Origin of the sequence: Nocardiopsis sp. JB363, assembly GCF_900143625.1 — a bacterium.
In the GTDB taxonomy this organism is placed as follows: Bacteria; Actinomycetota; Actinomycetes; order Streptosporangiales; family Streptosporangiaceae; genus Nocardiopsis.
Genome location: NZ_FRFF01000181.1, coordinates 1 through 15,655 on the forward strand (window position 1 = coordinate 1; position 15,655 = coordinate 15,655).

Annotated in this window: 9 protein-coding genes; 2 read left to right on the top strand and 7 right to left on the bottom strand. The window is 67.2% G+C overall.

Annotated features, from left to right (window positions below; genetic code table 11):
• The first annotated feature begins 86 nt into the window (after nucleotides 1–86).
• A complete protein-coding gene (locus BQ8420_RS27835; RefSeq protein ID WP_235006528.1) occupies nucleotides 87–773 on the top strand; it encodes a methionyl-tRNA formyltransferase in 687 nt (228 codons plus the stop codon).
• Between the two features lie 45 nt (nucleotides 774–818).
• Here BQ8420_RS27835 and BQ8420_RS27840 read toward each other — a convergent pair whose 3' ends face one another.
• Entirely contained in the window at nucleotides 819–2,597 is a 1,779-nt protein-coding gene (locus BQ8420_RS27840; RefSeq protein WP_087102862.1) for a SpoIIE family protein phosphatase, read from the bottom strand.
• A 169-nt stretch (nucleotides 2,598–2,766) separates the two neighbouring features.
• Complete coding sequence (locus BQ8420_RS27845; protein ID WP_087102865.1) at nucleotides 2,767–3,369, bottom strand: hypothetical protein; 603 nt, start codon at nucleotides 3,367–3,369, stop codon at nucleotides 2,767–2,769.
• A 232-nt stretch (nucleotides 3,370–3,601) separates the two neighbouring features.
• Between BQ8420_RS27845 and BQ8420_RS27850 the strand changes: the two genes are divergently transcribed.
• The gene (locus BQ8420_RS27850) at nucleotides 3,602–6,604 is read left to right on the top strand and encodes an AAA domain-containing protein (RefSeq protein ID WP_087102867.1); all 3,003 of its coding nucleotides are present in this window, start codon (nucleotides 3,602–3,604) and stop codon (nucleotides 6,602–6,604) included.
• Between the two features lie 204 nt (nucleotides 6,605–6,808).
• Here BQ8420_RS27850 and BQ8420_RS27855 read toward each other — a convergent pair whose 3' ends face one another.
• The 5 genes from BQ8420_RS27855 to BQ8420_RS27875 form a co-directional block, all read right to left on the bottom strand.
• A complete protein-coding gene (locus tag BQ8420_RS27855; RefSeq protein WP_087102869.1) occupies nucleotides 6,809–8,665 on the bottom strand; it encodes a hypothetical protein in 1,857 nt (618 codons plus the stop codon).
• Between the two features lie 90 nt (nucleotides 8,666–8,755).
• A complete protein-coding gene (gene drmC, locus BQ8420_RS27860) occupies nucleotides 8,756–9,574 on the bottom strand; it encodes a DISARM system phospholipase D-like protein DrmC (protein ID WP_087102871.1) in 819 nt (272 codons plus the stop codon).
• A complete protein-coding gene (drmB, locus tag BQ8420_RS27865; protein ID WP_087102873.1) occupies nucleotides 9,571–11,445 on the bottom strand; it encodes a DUF1998 domain-containing protein in 1,875 nt (624 codons plus the stop codon). Before drmB ends, drmC begins: the two co-directional genes overlap by 4 nt.
• Nucleotides 11,442–15,113 carry a DISARM system helicase DrmA gene (drmA, locus tag BQ8420_RS27870; RefSeq protein ID WP_087102875.1) on the bottom strand — a complete coding sequence of 1,224 codons (3,672 nt, stop codon included), beginning with the start codon at nucleotides 15,111–15,113 and terminating at the stop codon, nucleotides 11,442–11,444. The genes drmB and drmA overlap by 4 nt, the downstream gene beginning before the upstream one ends.
• Nucleotides 15,114–15,283: 170 nt before the next feature.
• The coding region (locus BQ8420_RS27875; protein WP_235006529.1) for a hypothetical protein at nucleotides 15,284–15,655 on the bottom strand (372 nt) is incomplete at its 5' end.

Sequence of the window (15,655 nt, forward strand, 5' to 3'; positions counted from 1 at the left end):
TGTGGAGCCTCTGGTGCTGGGTTTTCTTGGTCGTTAACTCCTCTACCAGGGGCTTCTTACTGTTCAGGAGGGGTTTTGGATGGTCGGTGCAGAGTCGTGACCTGCACCTTCAGGTTGAAAAGGGCTCACTGGAGGGCTACCGCCCCGACCTGTTGATCGTCTTCGGTTTCGCGTGGAAGCTGCCTCGTTCGGTGCTGGACATCCCTCGACTCGGCGCGATCAACGTCCACGTGTCGATGCTGCCTGAATATCGAGGGCCCGCACCGCTGCTCTGGGCCATCCGCAACGGTGACCCCACCGCAGGCATCACGATCCACCGAATGGACGAGGACTTCGATACCGGCGACATCCTCGCCCAACGCGATGGCTTGCCCCTGGCCGACGACATCAGCTGGCAGACCTACTGTGTCGAGGCGATGCCCGCCACCTACGAACTACTCCGCACCGCCTTGGCCCGCGTCGTGGCGGGTGAGCCCGGCGAACCACAGGACCACGTGGCGGCTTCCCATGCGGGCTTCATGGAGGAGGAGTTCGCTTTCATCCGTTGGTCGGATGATGCCCGCACGGTTCACGACCAGGTCAGAACCCATCGCTTCATGCGCTCACCCGACCGGCCGGTCGCCGAGGTCGATGGCAAGCGGCTCCATGTGAAGCGCACCAGCCTGGAACCGGCTGAGGGCATCCGTGTCGTATGCGGCGATGGGAAACCCTTGTGGATCACAGAATCCGCGGACGTGTCCTCCCGAGCCGAAGAGCCTCGACACCCCATCTGACGACTCATCCCCACGTACCCGAGTCGACCCGTCGGAGAAGCCGGGTCACAGGGGTGCCTGCCCTGCCAGCCGTACGGCCAGCAACGCGATGTCGTCCTCACCGGCCTCGGTGACGTTCTCCTCCACGATCCATCGCAACAGTTCCGGTAGCGGAGTGTCGCCACCGGCCGCGAGTATGCGTTTGGTGCGGGCGATGAACGCGTCCATGTCCTGGCCACGATGCTCGACCAGCCCGTCGGTGAACATCAGCAACGTGCTGCCCGGTTCCAGGATCCTGCGGTGGTCGGTGCGCGGCAGGCGCGGAAAGTCGGGGTGGAAGAGCAGATCGTGCTCGGCCAGCTCTTCGACGATTCCGCCCGGCGAGGCGACCAAGGGCCGGAGGTGGCCCGCGTTGCTCCACCTCAGCAGCCACCCTTCGGGACACGGCCTCAGGTGGGCGTGCACCATCGTGCCGCTGGCCCCCAGGCCCAGTACCCGATTGGCGTGTTCGAAGGCCGAGATGATCCGCGCGGGCCCATAGTCGGGGTGGTCCAGGTCGGCCTGCCGCAACATGGTGCGCACCTGCCCCATGAAGATGGCCGCCTGGAGGTCGTGGCCGGTGATGTCTCCGATCGTGATCGCCAGCGTTCCGCTCGCGTCGTCGATCAGGGGGTAGACGTCGTACCAGTCACCACCCACCGTGGCGCCCCACGAGGCGGGGCGGTAGAGGGCCTCGATCTCCAGACCCTCCACGCGAGGAACCTCGGTCAGCATGGCCTTCTGCATCGTGTGCGCGGCCTGCACCCGACCGGCCACGTACGACACCCGCTCCACCGCGCGAGTGACGTACTCGGCCAAGGAGCCGAGCAACGCGCGTTCCACCACCTCCATCCGGCGCGGTGTGTCCCACCCCAGTACGAGCACCCCCACGGGGTCACGTCCCACTGGCAGTGGAAGGAACACCGCTCCGGCCAGCCCCGCCCGGGCGAACGCGGCCCGTGCCTCGGGCGCCAGCCTCGCGATGGCATCCGCGTCGGGCACTTCCACGATGGTGCCGGTGCGTGCCGCTCGGGCCGCCGGCCAGTCGCTGTCCAACGCGCATTCCGCGTAGATCGCTTCCACGTCCGAAGGGTCCTCGGGGTCGATGACGCGGCGCATCCGCCTTCCCTCAACCAGCATCAGCTCCACCTGCACGGTGCGCAGATCGAGGGTGATCAGTGCCTTGGCGCTGCGCCGCACCAGGGCCACGTCCGTGGCTCCCGCCAGTTCCTCGGCGGTACGCATCAGTAGTCGGGAGCGTTCGTAGGCGCGCTGGTCCTGGAGCCGGGTGCGTCCGTTCTCCTCCACGAGCAGACGCAGGATCAACTCCGCCTCGCATACGTGTGCCAGATCGCGTAGTGCGTCGATCTCCCTGTCGCCCCAGGTGCGTGTGACGGTGTCGATCGCGAGGATGAAACCCAGGAGGGTCCCTTCCATGTCGACGAGTGGCACCCCCATCCAGCTGACCGCCCCCAGGGCTCGGGCCACACGCGCCACGGAGGCGAAGGGGTCCTGGTCGGCTTCGTCGGTGGATGGGGCACCCGGGTCCTTCCTGGGAGGCAGGGGCACCTGTCTGGAGGAGGCCCACGGTTCTCCCAACCCCACCAGGCCGGGGAGGAGGTGGCGTTCCTCCTCCGCCAGCGTGACCACCACCGGAGCTTCGAGCAGGTACGTGGCCAGGCTCGCGAAGCAATCCATGCTCTCGTCCGCTTCAGCGCCCAGCCCGATGCGCTCCGACACAGGCGGCGAGGCCTCGGTGTCCGACGGTCGAGCTGAACCGCCGTAGACCGCGTCGTCTTCGTCCATCAGCTACGCCGCCCCAGCCTTCCCCCGCTACGACCAGCACCAACACATAGGCGCCAAGCCTATTGACGCCGCTCCTGTGACCGGTGGAGGCAAGGGGCGTGGCGGGCGGCGAACCGGTCTTCTCCCACGGGTGGTCGCGCCGTGCCGGATGAGGTGACCGGGACCCGGGTCAGTAGAAGAAGCCCGCTACGCCCCGCCCCGCCGCCACGGCGGTCCCGCACCAGCCCATGCAGGACTCGGCGGCGGCCAGGACGTGGGGGTCGATTGCGGCCTTACGTTCCTCGGTGACCTGATCCCACTGTTCGAGGGCCTTCTCGCACTCCTCAAGGCGCCATTCTCCGTAGAAGGGGAAGCCCGTGGACGAGAACGGGATCGGTGCCGGAACTGTCCCCTCGCGGAGACCTTGCACCCTGACCTGGGTCACACCCAGGTCCGCCAAGCCCTCGTCGACCATCTCCAACCCTCCAGCCTTTATCGGAGAGAAGTTCGAGTTGTCCAGGAAACGACCGTGGAACTCACAGAGCCATTTGAAGGCGTAGTTGTACATGACGCTGTACCGCTCATCGAAGGGACCTCCGTCGATGACCGCGCGGATCGCCTCGTAGATGGGAGGGCCACCATCGTTGGTGAGGTGATCGAACTCGGAGTCGAAGTGGGCCAGGTGCTGCCTGAACCGGCCGCCGATCATCCGGCGCAGCTTGTCGTCCTTCGATCCAACGGATCCGTTCAGAACGTCGAGGTCGACCACGTAGGTCATCAGCGCGAAACTCATACCCGGAAGCTACCGACGGCCACCGACGTTCCGGGATCCGCCTGGCAGAACAGCCGACCAGCCGTGTGGCCGCACACCTGCGGACGCACCACGGAGGAAACGGAAACCTGATGACAGAAACGACAGTCGCCTCAGGCCTCCCACTCTGAGCATGCGAACGCCTGCGGAATGTCACCACTCTCAGGGATACTCCTTCAGCCGGTTCCAGTGCTGACGACACCGAAAGGGTCCTGTGACTTCCCCAAGCGCACTTCCCGAACCCGCCGATCACTTCCTCACCGCCCTGGAACACGAGGTCAGGGCACACCTGTCCGACAACGCCACCAACAAGGAGACCATCTCTCTCAAAAACGGCGAGCGTGTCCGAGTCGGTGATGAGAACACTCCACACGAATACATGTTCTTTTGTGAGCGGTGGAAAGATTCCTTCGACTCCGACCGTCTCCTCGCCCGCCCTTCCCGCTCCCGAGATCCTTGGGAGTACGTCACGGTCACCGTCCAGCCCAAAAAACGCGTCCTCGTCACCACCGATACCGATTTCGGTGACCATCCAGGCAACTTCCGACTCCGCGAGGACGAGACCCGCTCACTGCTCTCACTGGCCGACCGCATCCACGACTGCGGTCAGGACCCGGGACCGGTGAACCCGACCACCGCCGGCTGGCTACTGGGTGAGGGCGACCCGCCCTTGGGCACCCTGGCCGAACCTCACCGGCACATCAGCGGTTACCGGGACATGCTCCTGAACGACGAGCAACGCACGGCCATCGAACATTCCCTGGGCAGCGGCATCACCTTCATCTGGGGTCCACCCGGTACCGGAAAGACCGAGGTGGTGTCCCTGATCGCCGAGGGCTCCCATCGACTCGGTGAACGGGTCCTGTTCCTGGCGCCCACGCGCGTGGCCGTGGACCAGGCGCTGGAGCGCATTTGCGAACGGCTGGAAGGTGACGAGGACTTCGACTCGGGGCTGGTCCAACGGGCCGGAGAGATCGAGGTGGCCTCGCTGCGAGAGCGCTTCGGTTCGATGATCGACCCGGAGATGATCGCCGGCCGTCTCGGCGCGGAACTGTCCGAGCAGGCCGCTGAACTGGAGGAATCCCTCCGGGTGGCGAACGAGCAACGCGACGCCCATGAGGACCTCGCCCAGGCACAGGACGAACTGTCCAAGGCCCGGGCCCAGGAACGAAAAACCGCCGCGCAGGCCTCCCACCATGAATACTCCCTGGCCCGTGCTCGAACGGACCTGGACCAGGTGAGCGGGAGCATCCGCGCGATCGGCAGTCCTTCCGGGATCTTCGCCGGCCGCAAGGCCGAACGGCTCGCCCGACTCCTGGAAGAACGTGACCGTCTCCGATCCGACTTGGATCGGTCGCTGTGTGAACGCGATGCGGTGGTAGAGCTCCTCGAAAGACTTGCTCCCACCATCCGTGAGTACTCTCGGGAACTGGACCAGGCGTTGGAAGCCACCATGGGTCTTCCCTCCGCGGCCGCGGTGGAGGAACTCATCGGCCGGGACGAAAGCGAACTCGCTCGGGTCCGGGAGGAGCTGGACGGTCTCCTGGCCATGGTTCGCTCCCGATGTCGGGTCCTGGGCACGACCCTGGCCAAGGCCCTGCGGTCACACAGCCTCATGGAGGACGTGGACACCGTCATCATCGACGAGGCCGGCATGGTCGATCTCCCCTCCGCGTGGTGCGCGGCGGGCCTGGCTGGCAAGCGCGTGGTGGTGGCCGGGGACTTCCGACAACTACCCGCCATCACCCAGGCTTCCGGCTCCCGGGTTCTGAAAGCAGAGGAGAAACAGCACTCCCGGCTTTGGATGGACCGGGACGCCTTCCACGCCGCCGGGCTCGTCGACTCCAGCGGCAGGGTCATCGATGATCCACGTTTGGTGGCGCTGGGTATCCAATACCGAATGCGCCCCCATATCTGTGAGGTGGTCAACCTGGTCGCCTACCGTGACGCGCCCCTGGTCACGGGACGTGAAAAGGACGTCTCCCGACTGCCCTACTCCCCCTTGTTGGAGAGGTCGGTGGTGTTGGTGGACACCACCGACAGCCGTGTGCGCGTCGAGGGTAGGACTCGGCACAAGTCCAACCACGTGCACGAGGCCGTCATCCATGAACTGGTTCGGGGACTTCAGTACGACGAGGTACTGCCCGGACGCAAACACGACGATTCCGTAGCGCCGAGCCAGAGCATGGCGGTCATCTCTCCCTACCGGGACCAGGTCACCCACTTGGACAAGAGCCTGAAGTACCGCTTCGGTAAGGCATACGAGGGCCTGGCCGACACCGTGCATCGGTTCCAGGGAAGCCAGCGTCCACTGGTCATCCTGGACACCGTGGCCGGGGAAGGGAAGGAGCCGGGCTACTTCTATGAGGGCACGGGGATGTCCTCGACCACCGCCCGTCTGCTCAACGTCGCGCTGAGCCGTGCCCAGGACCACCTCGTCGTAGTCGCCGATGTGGGTTACCTGCGTGAACATCTTCGCGCCGACAGCGAAACAGTGATGATGCTCGACCTCCTGGAGCGAATCGCCCAACGCATCCCGGCCCAGGAGCTGGTTCCGGTGCGCAGCGCCGGAGATCTCGCGGGATTGAGCGAGGAGGAGCTGCGCAGGCCCGCCTTCTTCCCCGCCGACGAGGTGTACAAAGCCCTGGAATGGGACTTGGAGCATGCCACCGAAAGCGTCGAGATATACTGCGCCTTCCTCAACAAGCCCCCGGTTCAGCGGTGGCTCAAGTACCTCTCGGGTTGCGTTTCGCGGGGGGTGAAGGTCACCGTGTTCACCCGGCCCGTCGACGGCAACCGGGGAGAGAACGCCGATCGTCATCGAGCCCTGATGTCCCTTCTCCAAGAGAAGGGCTGTGACGTTCGACCACGTGAGCGGATGCACGAGAAGGTGGTGATCCTGGACGGCCGTGTGCTCTGGCACGGTTCACTGAACCTGTTGGCGGTTGGAGGACCGACCGACCTGATGATGCGGCTGACCGACCCGGACTCCTGCGATCGGGTTCGCCGCATCGTGGAACGGGCCCGCCGTGATCAGCCCCTCGTGCGGGTACCTGAAGTCGGTGAGATAGTCGACGGCCGCCTGTACCTCAATGTCCCCTTCGAAGAGAAGGATGACGTGAAGAGGTTGGGGAACGCCAAATGGCATCCGTACCCATTGAAGATGTGGTCCGTGGCCTCGGGCACCCCGAGGGAGCGGCTGACCCGCTGGTTGTGAGCCGGAGTCCATCCATCCCCTCAGGGGTGCGCGGGCGTCCCCACCGGCTCCCGATATCCAGCTTGTCAGCCGACTTCTACGCTGTTCAAGGCGTGGCATGGTCACAGCCCGGTACCTCTGCTCGCTGACCTGCCTCCGTCGGCGAGCAGAGCGCCGCTTCCCACCCTTCCTCCTTGACGACGGCCTGTACCCAACGGAGTGTGCTCACTCATCATCGTCCGCTTCGATGGGCTGACCGGTCCGTTCCCTTCGACTGAGGGCTTCCACCAGCAGACCCACCACTACTCTCCCCGCCGGCACCGCATTGGGACGGGCCCCGATCAGTTCCCTGTACAGGTCGGCCGCGAGCACCATCGCCAGGACGGCTTCACGCTCCCTGAGGTAGGTACCGAGTTGGAGCAGGTGCATCTCCAACGCTCCTGTGGCCGCTTGGAGAGTGGAGTTGCTGGGATGATCCGCGTCCCAGACAAGCGAGATATCTTCGCGCACGGTTTGGAAAACGGTGGTGAAGTCATGCGGCGACCACGACTCGGGAACAGCCGCCAGCTGCCGGACCTGGAGTTGCACGAAGGGGAACTCCTTCTCCTCCAGTTCGGGGTGGACGAGCTCAGGCTCCAGGTCGGGTTCGGGCTTCGCTTCGGCCCGTTTCCTGGCGGGCGCCGGATCCGGTTCGGCGGCCTCCTTTCGTGCGGGGGCGGGCGGGGCCGGACGCATGGCCTTGAGCCGATCCAGACCGGTCTCCATCGGGTGCATGTCCAGGACCGTGTGGAACAGGGTCCGGGTCATGACCGACAGGGGGAAGCCCGTCTCCTCCTTGAAGACCCTCGTGTACTTGGTGTCGTCCCGCACCATCTCTTGGGAGAGATCCTCGAAGCGCTTGAGCCCGTGCTCGGTCATGTTCGTGATGGGGGCCCGAGGGTTGCGTTGTGCGGCCGCGGCCGCGTTGCGGGTCGCGGCCCACACGGCGAAGTAGAGCTGTCCCAGGCATCGGACCTGGGCGAGCCGGTCCGCCGCCTCCCGCAGCCGAACACGTCTTCCCGCCGGAACCTCGGGCAGGTGGTGTTCCTTCAACTTGTGGTCGAAGTAGCGCACGGCCTCGTCGGTGATCACTTCGACGAGGAGCGTCTCCAGAGCACTGAAGCGCCGAGGGTCCGTCAACGCCCCTGTCAGACGCCGAAGCAGCCTGGTGTCCGCCGACGCCACCGCCGTTCGGATGTCCTCGCCGTACGGAACGTAGAACCGGGTCGTCAACGGGTAGTAGCTGTCCACGAGTTCGGGGGCCGCAATGTCGTCCAGGTCTCCCCCGGCCTCGGCGACGGCGTCACTGAAGGCACCGATCCGCCACACCTGGGAACCCACCGCGGTCGACGGGTGTACGTGGAGCACCCCTTGGCGCCGCAAGGACTCCATCACCGTCTTGTCCACGCCGTCGGGAGAGAGCGAGGACAGCTCCGGGTGATCCCTGATGTTGATGATCCCGTCCTCGGTGGCGTTTCGCACCACGGTCAGCGCGGCGAGCTCCGATCGGACGTCGAGTTCCGGGAATGCCTCTTCTGGATGGTGGCGGAGGGTGAACTCGTTCTGCAACGTTTCCCGATGTGCCTTGATCCAGCGTTCCTCGGCGTCGGCGTAGGCCTCGTTCAACGATTGCCTCTCTCGACGCCGTTCGGCCCGACGAAGGGCCGCCGCGTCAGGGTCCCTGTATTCTTCCGCTTCCTCGGTGAGGGTGGGGTGACAGTCGGCGCAGACCACCCTGGCGTTACCGGCGAGGATCTGATTCAACGCCGTCCGATTCGGCAGGGAGAGCTCCTCTTCGCAGGCGGGGCAGAAGTATCCCTTGGCCACGGCCCTGCTCGCGGCGGCCGCCAGGAGGTGGTGTCGACCACCCCAGCCGTTGGTGTCGATATCCCGCACGGGAGTACGCCAGAGAGGGTAAGCACCCGCTTCGTCCAGACCACGAAGGTCCCAGTACCGGCGAGCGATATCGACCAGGTACGAAGCGGTGTCGTCGAGGATCCGAACGTCCAGTTCGAAATCCTGGGCGCCATCCGAGGTGCTCATCTGATCCTTAGGGGGTGCGATACGTGTCGGTATCCCAGAATGCCCGGTGCTACCGCCGTATGAGGGCGCAAAGCTCAAAACAGGTTCGGGTCAGGCGCGCTTCAGGGGGCCGTCGGGGGTCATGAGGGAGCGGAAGTGACCGACCAGCCTCTTCACCTGGCCCGGGTCACGGACCAGGACCCCCACCTCGATGTTGTGGTGCAGGGCGTGGCCGGTGAGATTGGCGCTGCCGACCAGGGCCAGACTCTGGTCGGCGGCGACCACCTTGGCGTGCATGGACGCCGTCCCCTTGGCGCCGCGCCGCTCCTTGGGCCAGTGCCACAGGCGCACCTGGTCGGTCATCCGCGCGAACGGTGCCCTGAACGCGTCGAGTGCCCCGGTCTTCTTCTCCAACAGCACGTCCACCACGACCCCGCGTTCGGCCACGGCGGTCAGTTCTTCCACCATCGGTGTGGAGGGATGGTGGGCGTAGCTCACCACCAGCAGGCGGCGCCGGGCCGCCCCGATCACTTCCTCCAGGGCGGCGCCGGTCGTGCGCGAAGCGCTCTTGTGCCGGGTCGAAGCCCCCTCGGGGCCGGTCGCCACCACGCTCGACCTGTGCTGGTCGACCCGTTCCGCAGCGGTAGCCGCCGTGAGCAGGGCCAGCCCCAAGGCCTCCCCGGACAGATGGGGACGCCGTCGCCAGAGCCGGGCCAAAGACCTGACGTGGTGGTCGATGCCGGTCAGGAGGGATGCCCCCAGCAAGGCCTGCTCGGCCCGCCCCGGGCCGGGGCACCCCTCCAAGACCCGGGCCCAACTACGGGCGACGGTGGGATCGATCCGTCCGGCGATCGCGGCCATGTCGCGGGACCACCGTTCACGTGCCGCGCCGGTCTCGATCGGGCCGGTTCCCGCCATGTCCGAGGTCATCGGAAGTACCCGAGTCCGGCGGGCAGGTCCTGGGAGATGGTGTCGACCAGCAACGCCCGGTCCAGGTAGTGGTTGTTGCGTTCACACGAGGTCTCTGAGGCGAACAGGCACACGTGGCAGGCGGCTCCGTGCAGACGAGCGTGGTCGTTGGGGTCGTGTTCCGCGCACAGGGGATCGGAGCTGCACAACCTGGCCGCGTCCAGTGCGTGGTCGATGAGAAGGCCCAGTCGTTCGGGTTCCTCTCCCAGGGCGACCAGACCACCGAGGGTGCCCTCGCTGTCGGGGGCCGCGGTGTAGAGCAGGATGCCCGCCATCCGCTCCTCTCCGCCTCGCGCGTACACCTTCTCCGCGATCCCGGACGCGCTGTAGCCCGCTTCCAGGGAGAGTTCGCGGATGAGGCAGTGCGCGAGCGAGTGCAGCAGGACGTAACGCATGCCGGGCCAGTCCGCGGGCGGCAGGTTACGAGCCTGGCGCCAGCGGTCGTGGCCACCGACGAGCTGCTGTTCCCGCTCCTTGACGACCTGTGTGGCCTCCCACGCGGCCAGGGGTTCCTCGGCGAAGCGCAAGAAGATGCCCTCGCCGCGTTGCTCGGCGCAGGGCACCCACTCGGGGGCCTTGGTCGTCAGCGGCGCCACTCGCTTGTCGTCGGTGTCGACCACGTCGAACTCGGGCGCGTCCACCCTGGTGAACCCGTACAGGGCGCTGACCTCGCGCAGACGCGGGACGAGCACCACCTCTCGCAACCGCTCCCGGTGGTCGCGCACGACCCGCCCCACCCGACGAGTGGTGAAGTCCCGAAGTTCCACGTCCCCGGGTCGGGTGAAGGCCTCCCACTCGGGACCGGCCAGGTCCACCTCCTCGTCATCACCGTCGGCGTGGGTGTCGGTGTCCTGTTCACCGGCCAGTTGTGTCTGGGCCTCGGCCCAGACCGCGTCGAAGCCGAACTCGTCCAGATCGCCCCAGAAGGTCATCTGCCGGATCGGATGCTCGGCCACCTCCTTGGGCAGGGCCAGGAGGGGACCCAAGGACTTCATGTGCGCGCTGACGGCGTCGGAGAGGGCGGTGTCCCCCTGGGGCAGGCTGAAGACCCGCATCTGGGTGGGGAACCAGCTGTTGGTGGCGCCCAGTACCATGGTGCGAGGCTCCTCGTCGCATGCCTCGAAGGAGGCCAGGTGGGGATGTCGGCCCCGACAGCGGGGCAGGTTCACGGCGTTCTCGGGGCCGAAGGCCTCACCCATCGAACGCCCACCGGCCCGCTTCGGGTCGGCGTTGCAGCCCTCACAGACCACCAGGACGCTGGCGGCCTCACCGGTGGTGCCCTGCTCCACCAGCTTGAGGGTGTGCTCCCCCGTCTCCGGGATCTGGCCCCGGTGGGTGAAGTAGACCCAGGGGAAGTCGTCGATGTGTCCGGCCGCGCAGGCCATGACGAAGCGGGCCGGGACGGCCGCGGGGCGTTTGTTGCCCTCGCCCCGGCAGCCGTGCACGTACTTGGTCCGGTCGGGACTGAAGGGGTTGGATCGCAGGTCGAAGGCCCCGGAGTCGATCGAGGACAATCGGTTGCACTTGGTGCACCGCAGCCATCGTGGGAACGCCGACACCGGTACCCCGATGCGGGCCCACTCGTCGTAGACGTTGGAACTCGAAGGGGTGTAGGGCGGGGTGCGCAGTTCCTTGACCTGGGGGCCGAGCTTGCGTCGGACCGCGGCCAGGAGGCGCTCTTCTTCCAGGGGGAGGGCGTGGGCGCTCTTCCAGGCGTCCAGGCCACGGACCACCACCGACAGGTTCGGCAGATCGACCTGGGCCCCGATACCGAAGGTGTGCAGGAGTTGGCTGGCGCGCAGTTCACCGACGCGGATGGGGTCGTTCGTCACGGTGCCTCGCTTTGGTCGTCTCCGGTGCCGCCCTGGGGGCGGCCGCCGTCCCCCTGGGGCTGGAAGGTGTGATGGACGTCGTCGCCCAGATCGTCCGTGGGATCCAGAACCAGTCGGATCCCGGGCTCCACCTCACGCAAGGAGGTCGGGCAGGTGGTGATGGACCAGCGACCGTCCTCGGGGTGCCGGATCAGTGCCACGTCCTCCTTCGGGCTCCGGGTGTAGCCCAGGGTGAAGCTCTCCACGTTCTGAAGGTTGCGCTTGTCGTTCCATCGGTCGAAGCGACGGTCGACCTCCTCCACGATCGTGCGGACCGTGACCTTGTCCCCGTTGACGTCACGGGCGCGCCGTTTGACCTCGGCCGCCAGATGGTCGGCGGTGCGGCCGGTCCGGTCGAAGTGTCCGGCGCCGGCGTTGGGGTTCAGGCTCGGGTCGTACCCGCGGACCATGGCGATGAGCAGCCCGGTCAGGCCGCGGTCGATGGCGCGCGCGGCGAAGGGGGTCACCGAGAGCGCTTCGACGTGCCGATACAGGTTCGCGTGGAAGTCGGCGAACTGCTCGTAGTGCGACAGGTCCCGGGGGCGCGCCCAGTTGTAGACGGTGAAGACGACACCGGGGTGACGACGCCCCACCCGACTGGTCGCCTGGATGTACTCGGCGGTGGACTTGGGTTGGCCGTTGACGATCATGGCCCCCAGCCGGGGAACGTCCACGCCCACGGCGATCATGTTGGTCGCCAGCAGGACGTCCAAGGGCCACGGCCCCTTCCTGTCCTTGCCGGCCTTGCCCTTCTTCTCCGCGAGGTTCTGGGCCGCCACTTCGACGGCGTCGGGGAAGGACACCCCGAGCCGGTCGAGGATGTAGGGGATGTCGTCGGAGTTGCGCCGGGAGGTGAGCTCCTCCACCTGGGGCGCGTTCCGGTAGGCCAGTCCGCGTTGTTCGGCGCGTTTGAGCCGGGTGGCGACGTCGTCTTCGACCAGGCGGCGCATCCCTCCCAGGTCGCGCAGGCTGTTGAAGTAGCCAACCAGGGTCATGTACGGATCGGTGATCTCGTTGTGGCCGTATTTGAGGTACAGCTTCTGGGCCGCGGCCAGGACGGCCACGTACACGCGGATCTGGGCCGACTTGATGCGCACCCCGTGAGCGCACAGGCCCACGTAGCGACGCCCGTCCGCGGTGTGTTCGGTGTTCACCCCCGGGAGGAGGGTGTCGCCCGAGTGGGTGGGGCGCTGTCGAGAGAAGAACGTGTCCGAGGCGTCCAGCCCTTGGGGTGGGAAGATCCGGGTCCGGTTCCGGGCGAAGAGCTTGCCGATCTGTTCCTTGGCTCGGCGCACGGTCGCGGTGGAGGCGATGACCTTGGGCCGCACCTTGTACCGGGTCTTTCCTCCGGGCGCCGTGTACTCCCAGCCGCACAACAGGTCCACCGCCGTCTCGTACAGTCCCACCAGGGAACCGAGCGGGCCGGTGATCAGGTGGAGTTCGTCCTGCACGATGAGGTCGGGTGGTCGAACCGCGGCCGCGGGACCCACCTGGGCGGGCGGTAGGTTGACGCCCTTGGCCACGGAGTTGTGCTGGTGGGAGCCGCCGCAGACCCTTTCGTGCATCTGTCCGGCCAGGTGGCCGTGCCGGGTGCAGTATCGGGAGGCTCGACCGAACAGGCTCTGTGCTTCCCCCTTCCAGGTGATCTGGGCGAACTTGTCGACGGTGGCGATGATGAGCGAGGGCACGAGCCGGTAGATCTCCTCGTCCACCACCAGTACCGGCAGCCCCTCTCCGTCGCTGAGGAACTCCCCGAACGGGCATTCCAGGTCGGGGCAGATGATCCGGACCCGACGCTCATTGCCCTCGGCCTCGATGTCCTTGCCGGGGTCGATGCTCGACCCGCACCACGGGCATCCGGTGAGCTGGTGCGGGGAGCCGTGAGCGCTTCCGCCCCGGTTGGAGCGCTTGTCCCGGACCCAGTCCCTGGCCTGGTCGAACCTGTTCGGGGTGACCCGACCACCGACCCACAGTCCCAGCCGGAAGGGCACCGAACTCCAGCGGGCCTCGTCGTCTCGACGTTCCACCTCGCAGGCGCAGATCAGCGTGGCGGCGCGCTGGAACTGCTGGATGGTGAGCAGCCGGAGCGTGTAACGCATCAGGACGGCCACCCCGGTGTCGGAGTGGAGCCCTTGGCCGGTGTGCTGGAGCCGGCGGATGGCCAGGGTGTAGGCGGTCAGACCCAGGTAGGCCTCGGTCTTGCCGCCACCAGTGGGGAACCACAACAGGTCGGCGACGCGCTGTTCCCCGGAACCGACGCCCGAACGTTCGGGGTGGGCGGGGTCGGTCAACGAGGGCAGGTTGAGCAACAGGAAGGCCAGCTGGAACGGGCGCCAGCTGCGATTGCGGGCAAGGTCCACCCCGTGCAACCGGGCGGGCAAGGAGACCTTCGTGTCGCCCTGGGCCGCGATGCCGTGCACTCGTTGGCGGTGCATGACCCGGTTGGCGAACCGGAAGGCGGCCAGCGCCTCGGGATCGGATTCGAGCAGGTCGATGGCGGCGGCGATCCGGTCCGCCGCGTGTTCGGCCTCGTCCATGTTGGTCTTGGCCAGGCGCCGGAAGTCGGTCCCGTCGTGCCGTAGCCGGGACTCGGGGGTGTCGATGCGCTCGCGTTGGCGTTCGATCCACGCCCGATACCCGGTGACCAGGGGTTCCAGCACCCCGCGAACGTCGATGGCGTCCGCGCCCTCCGCACCGAGGTGCTTCATGTCCAGCACCAGGTCGGCCAGCTCGGGCAGGTCCGTGTCCTTGTCGGCGCTGGGCACGTCGGTGTGCCGCAGCTCGTAGCCGGGGGTGGCGTTGGTGGCGACCCTGACCGCGCGCATCGGGTCGTCGGCGGCGGTGCGCACGTCCACGGCGACGCTGTGGCCGACCGCGAACTCGGCGTGGAACCGGTGGGTCATGGCCAGGTTGCGCTGTTCCTCTTGGTCCCGCTCGTCACCACCGGAGAAGTTCTGTGGGCGCGGCACGAACACGGGCGCGGATCCATCGGCGGCGGTCAGGGCGAGTTCGGCCTGGAAGAGCCACAGGTGCTGTTCCTTGCTCTTGCCCTGTTGAGCGTTGACGAGGAAGACGGTGACCAACCGGCGCCCGTCGTAGGTGCGGACCCTCCCGCGCAGGACCACCCCGGGTTGTTCGGGGTCGAGTTCGATCGGCCCCAGGTGGGCGTCCTTCTCCGGGGGGGAGAGGGCGATGTCCGCGGTGTGCGGGAATCGGCGGTGGAACCTGGCCCGCCCCTCGGGTGCCTTGACCTTCTCGTAGTGCGCCCAGGCCACGTGGGCGTGCAGCTCGGTGGTACCGGGCTCCACGCAGACGGTGAAGCCGTGCGCGCTACAGAACATGCTGGTCGTGGCGGGGGCGTCGGCCCCGGCGTCGGTGCTGTCGGCCTCTCCGTCGGCGGCGGAGTCCTCCATCCCGGACCCGGCGAGGGTGTCCTGCTCCTCGGGTTCGATGACCGCCCCGTTGGGGGCGAGCCGACCGAGGATGTAGCGGTCGGTGGCCCGCTCGGAGGTGGGGAACTCCTCGTGTTCGTCACCTCCGATGGGTCCGTGGAGGTCACGAATGACGAGCTCTTCGAGTTCGGCTCGGATGTCGCGGGGGGAGGGGGCGTGCAGCACCTGGTCGGCCATGGGGTCAGCCTAGAGCCCGGTGGTGACAGGCTGTCCAGCGTTCGCGACGAAACCCTGAACGAACCGGGCACCACCCGAACGCCCCTTGGGAGCCGGAGAACCCCGGCACCTGCCTTGGTGCGGTGGGTGCCGGGGCGTGGCGGGTGGTGGGGCGTGGGGTACCGGGTCGGTCAGTGTTGGAACTGGAGGTTCCGGGGCAGGAGTCGGCTCTGGGATTGGGCCCACAGATGGGCCAGCAGGTCGTCGTAGGTCTTGGCCTCGTACATGCCGGTGGCCGAGGCCACCCAGAAGGATTGGGTGGCCTCACCCCACCACACGAGCAGACCCCGATGGCGGGCCTGGAGGGTGACGGCCTGTTGGTGCTCCAAGGCGAACTCGGCGCGGTGTCCACCCAGCCGGGGCAGGGTGCGGGCGCGCTGGGTACGGCAGGTGCGGTGGACGCAGGAGGCGCAGGCCGGGCCGGTGGTGGGTGCCGGGCGCGGTGGTGCGGGGGTGAAGGTGGTGCCGGTGGGGCGGGTGGTTCCAGCCGACCGAAGCGGGTG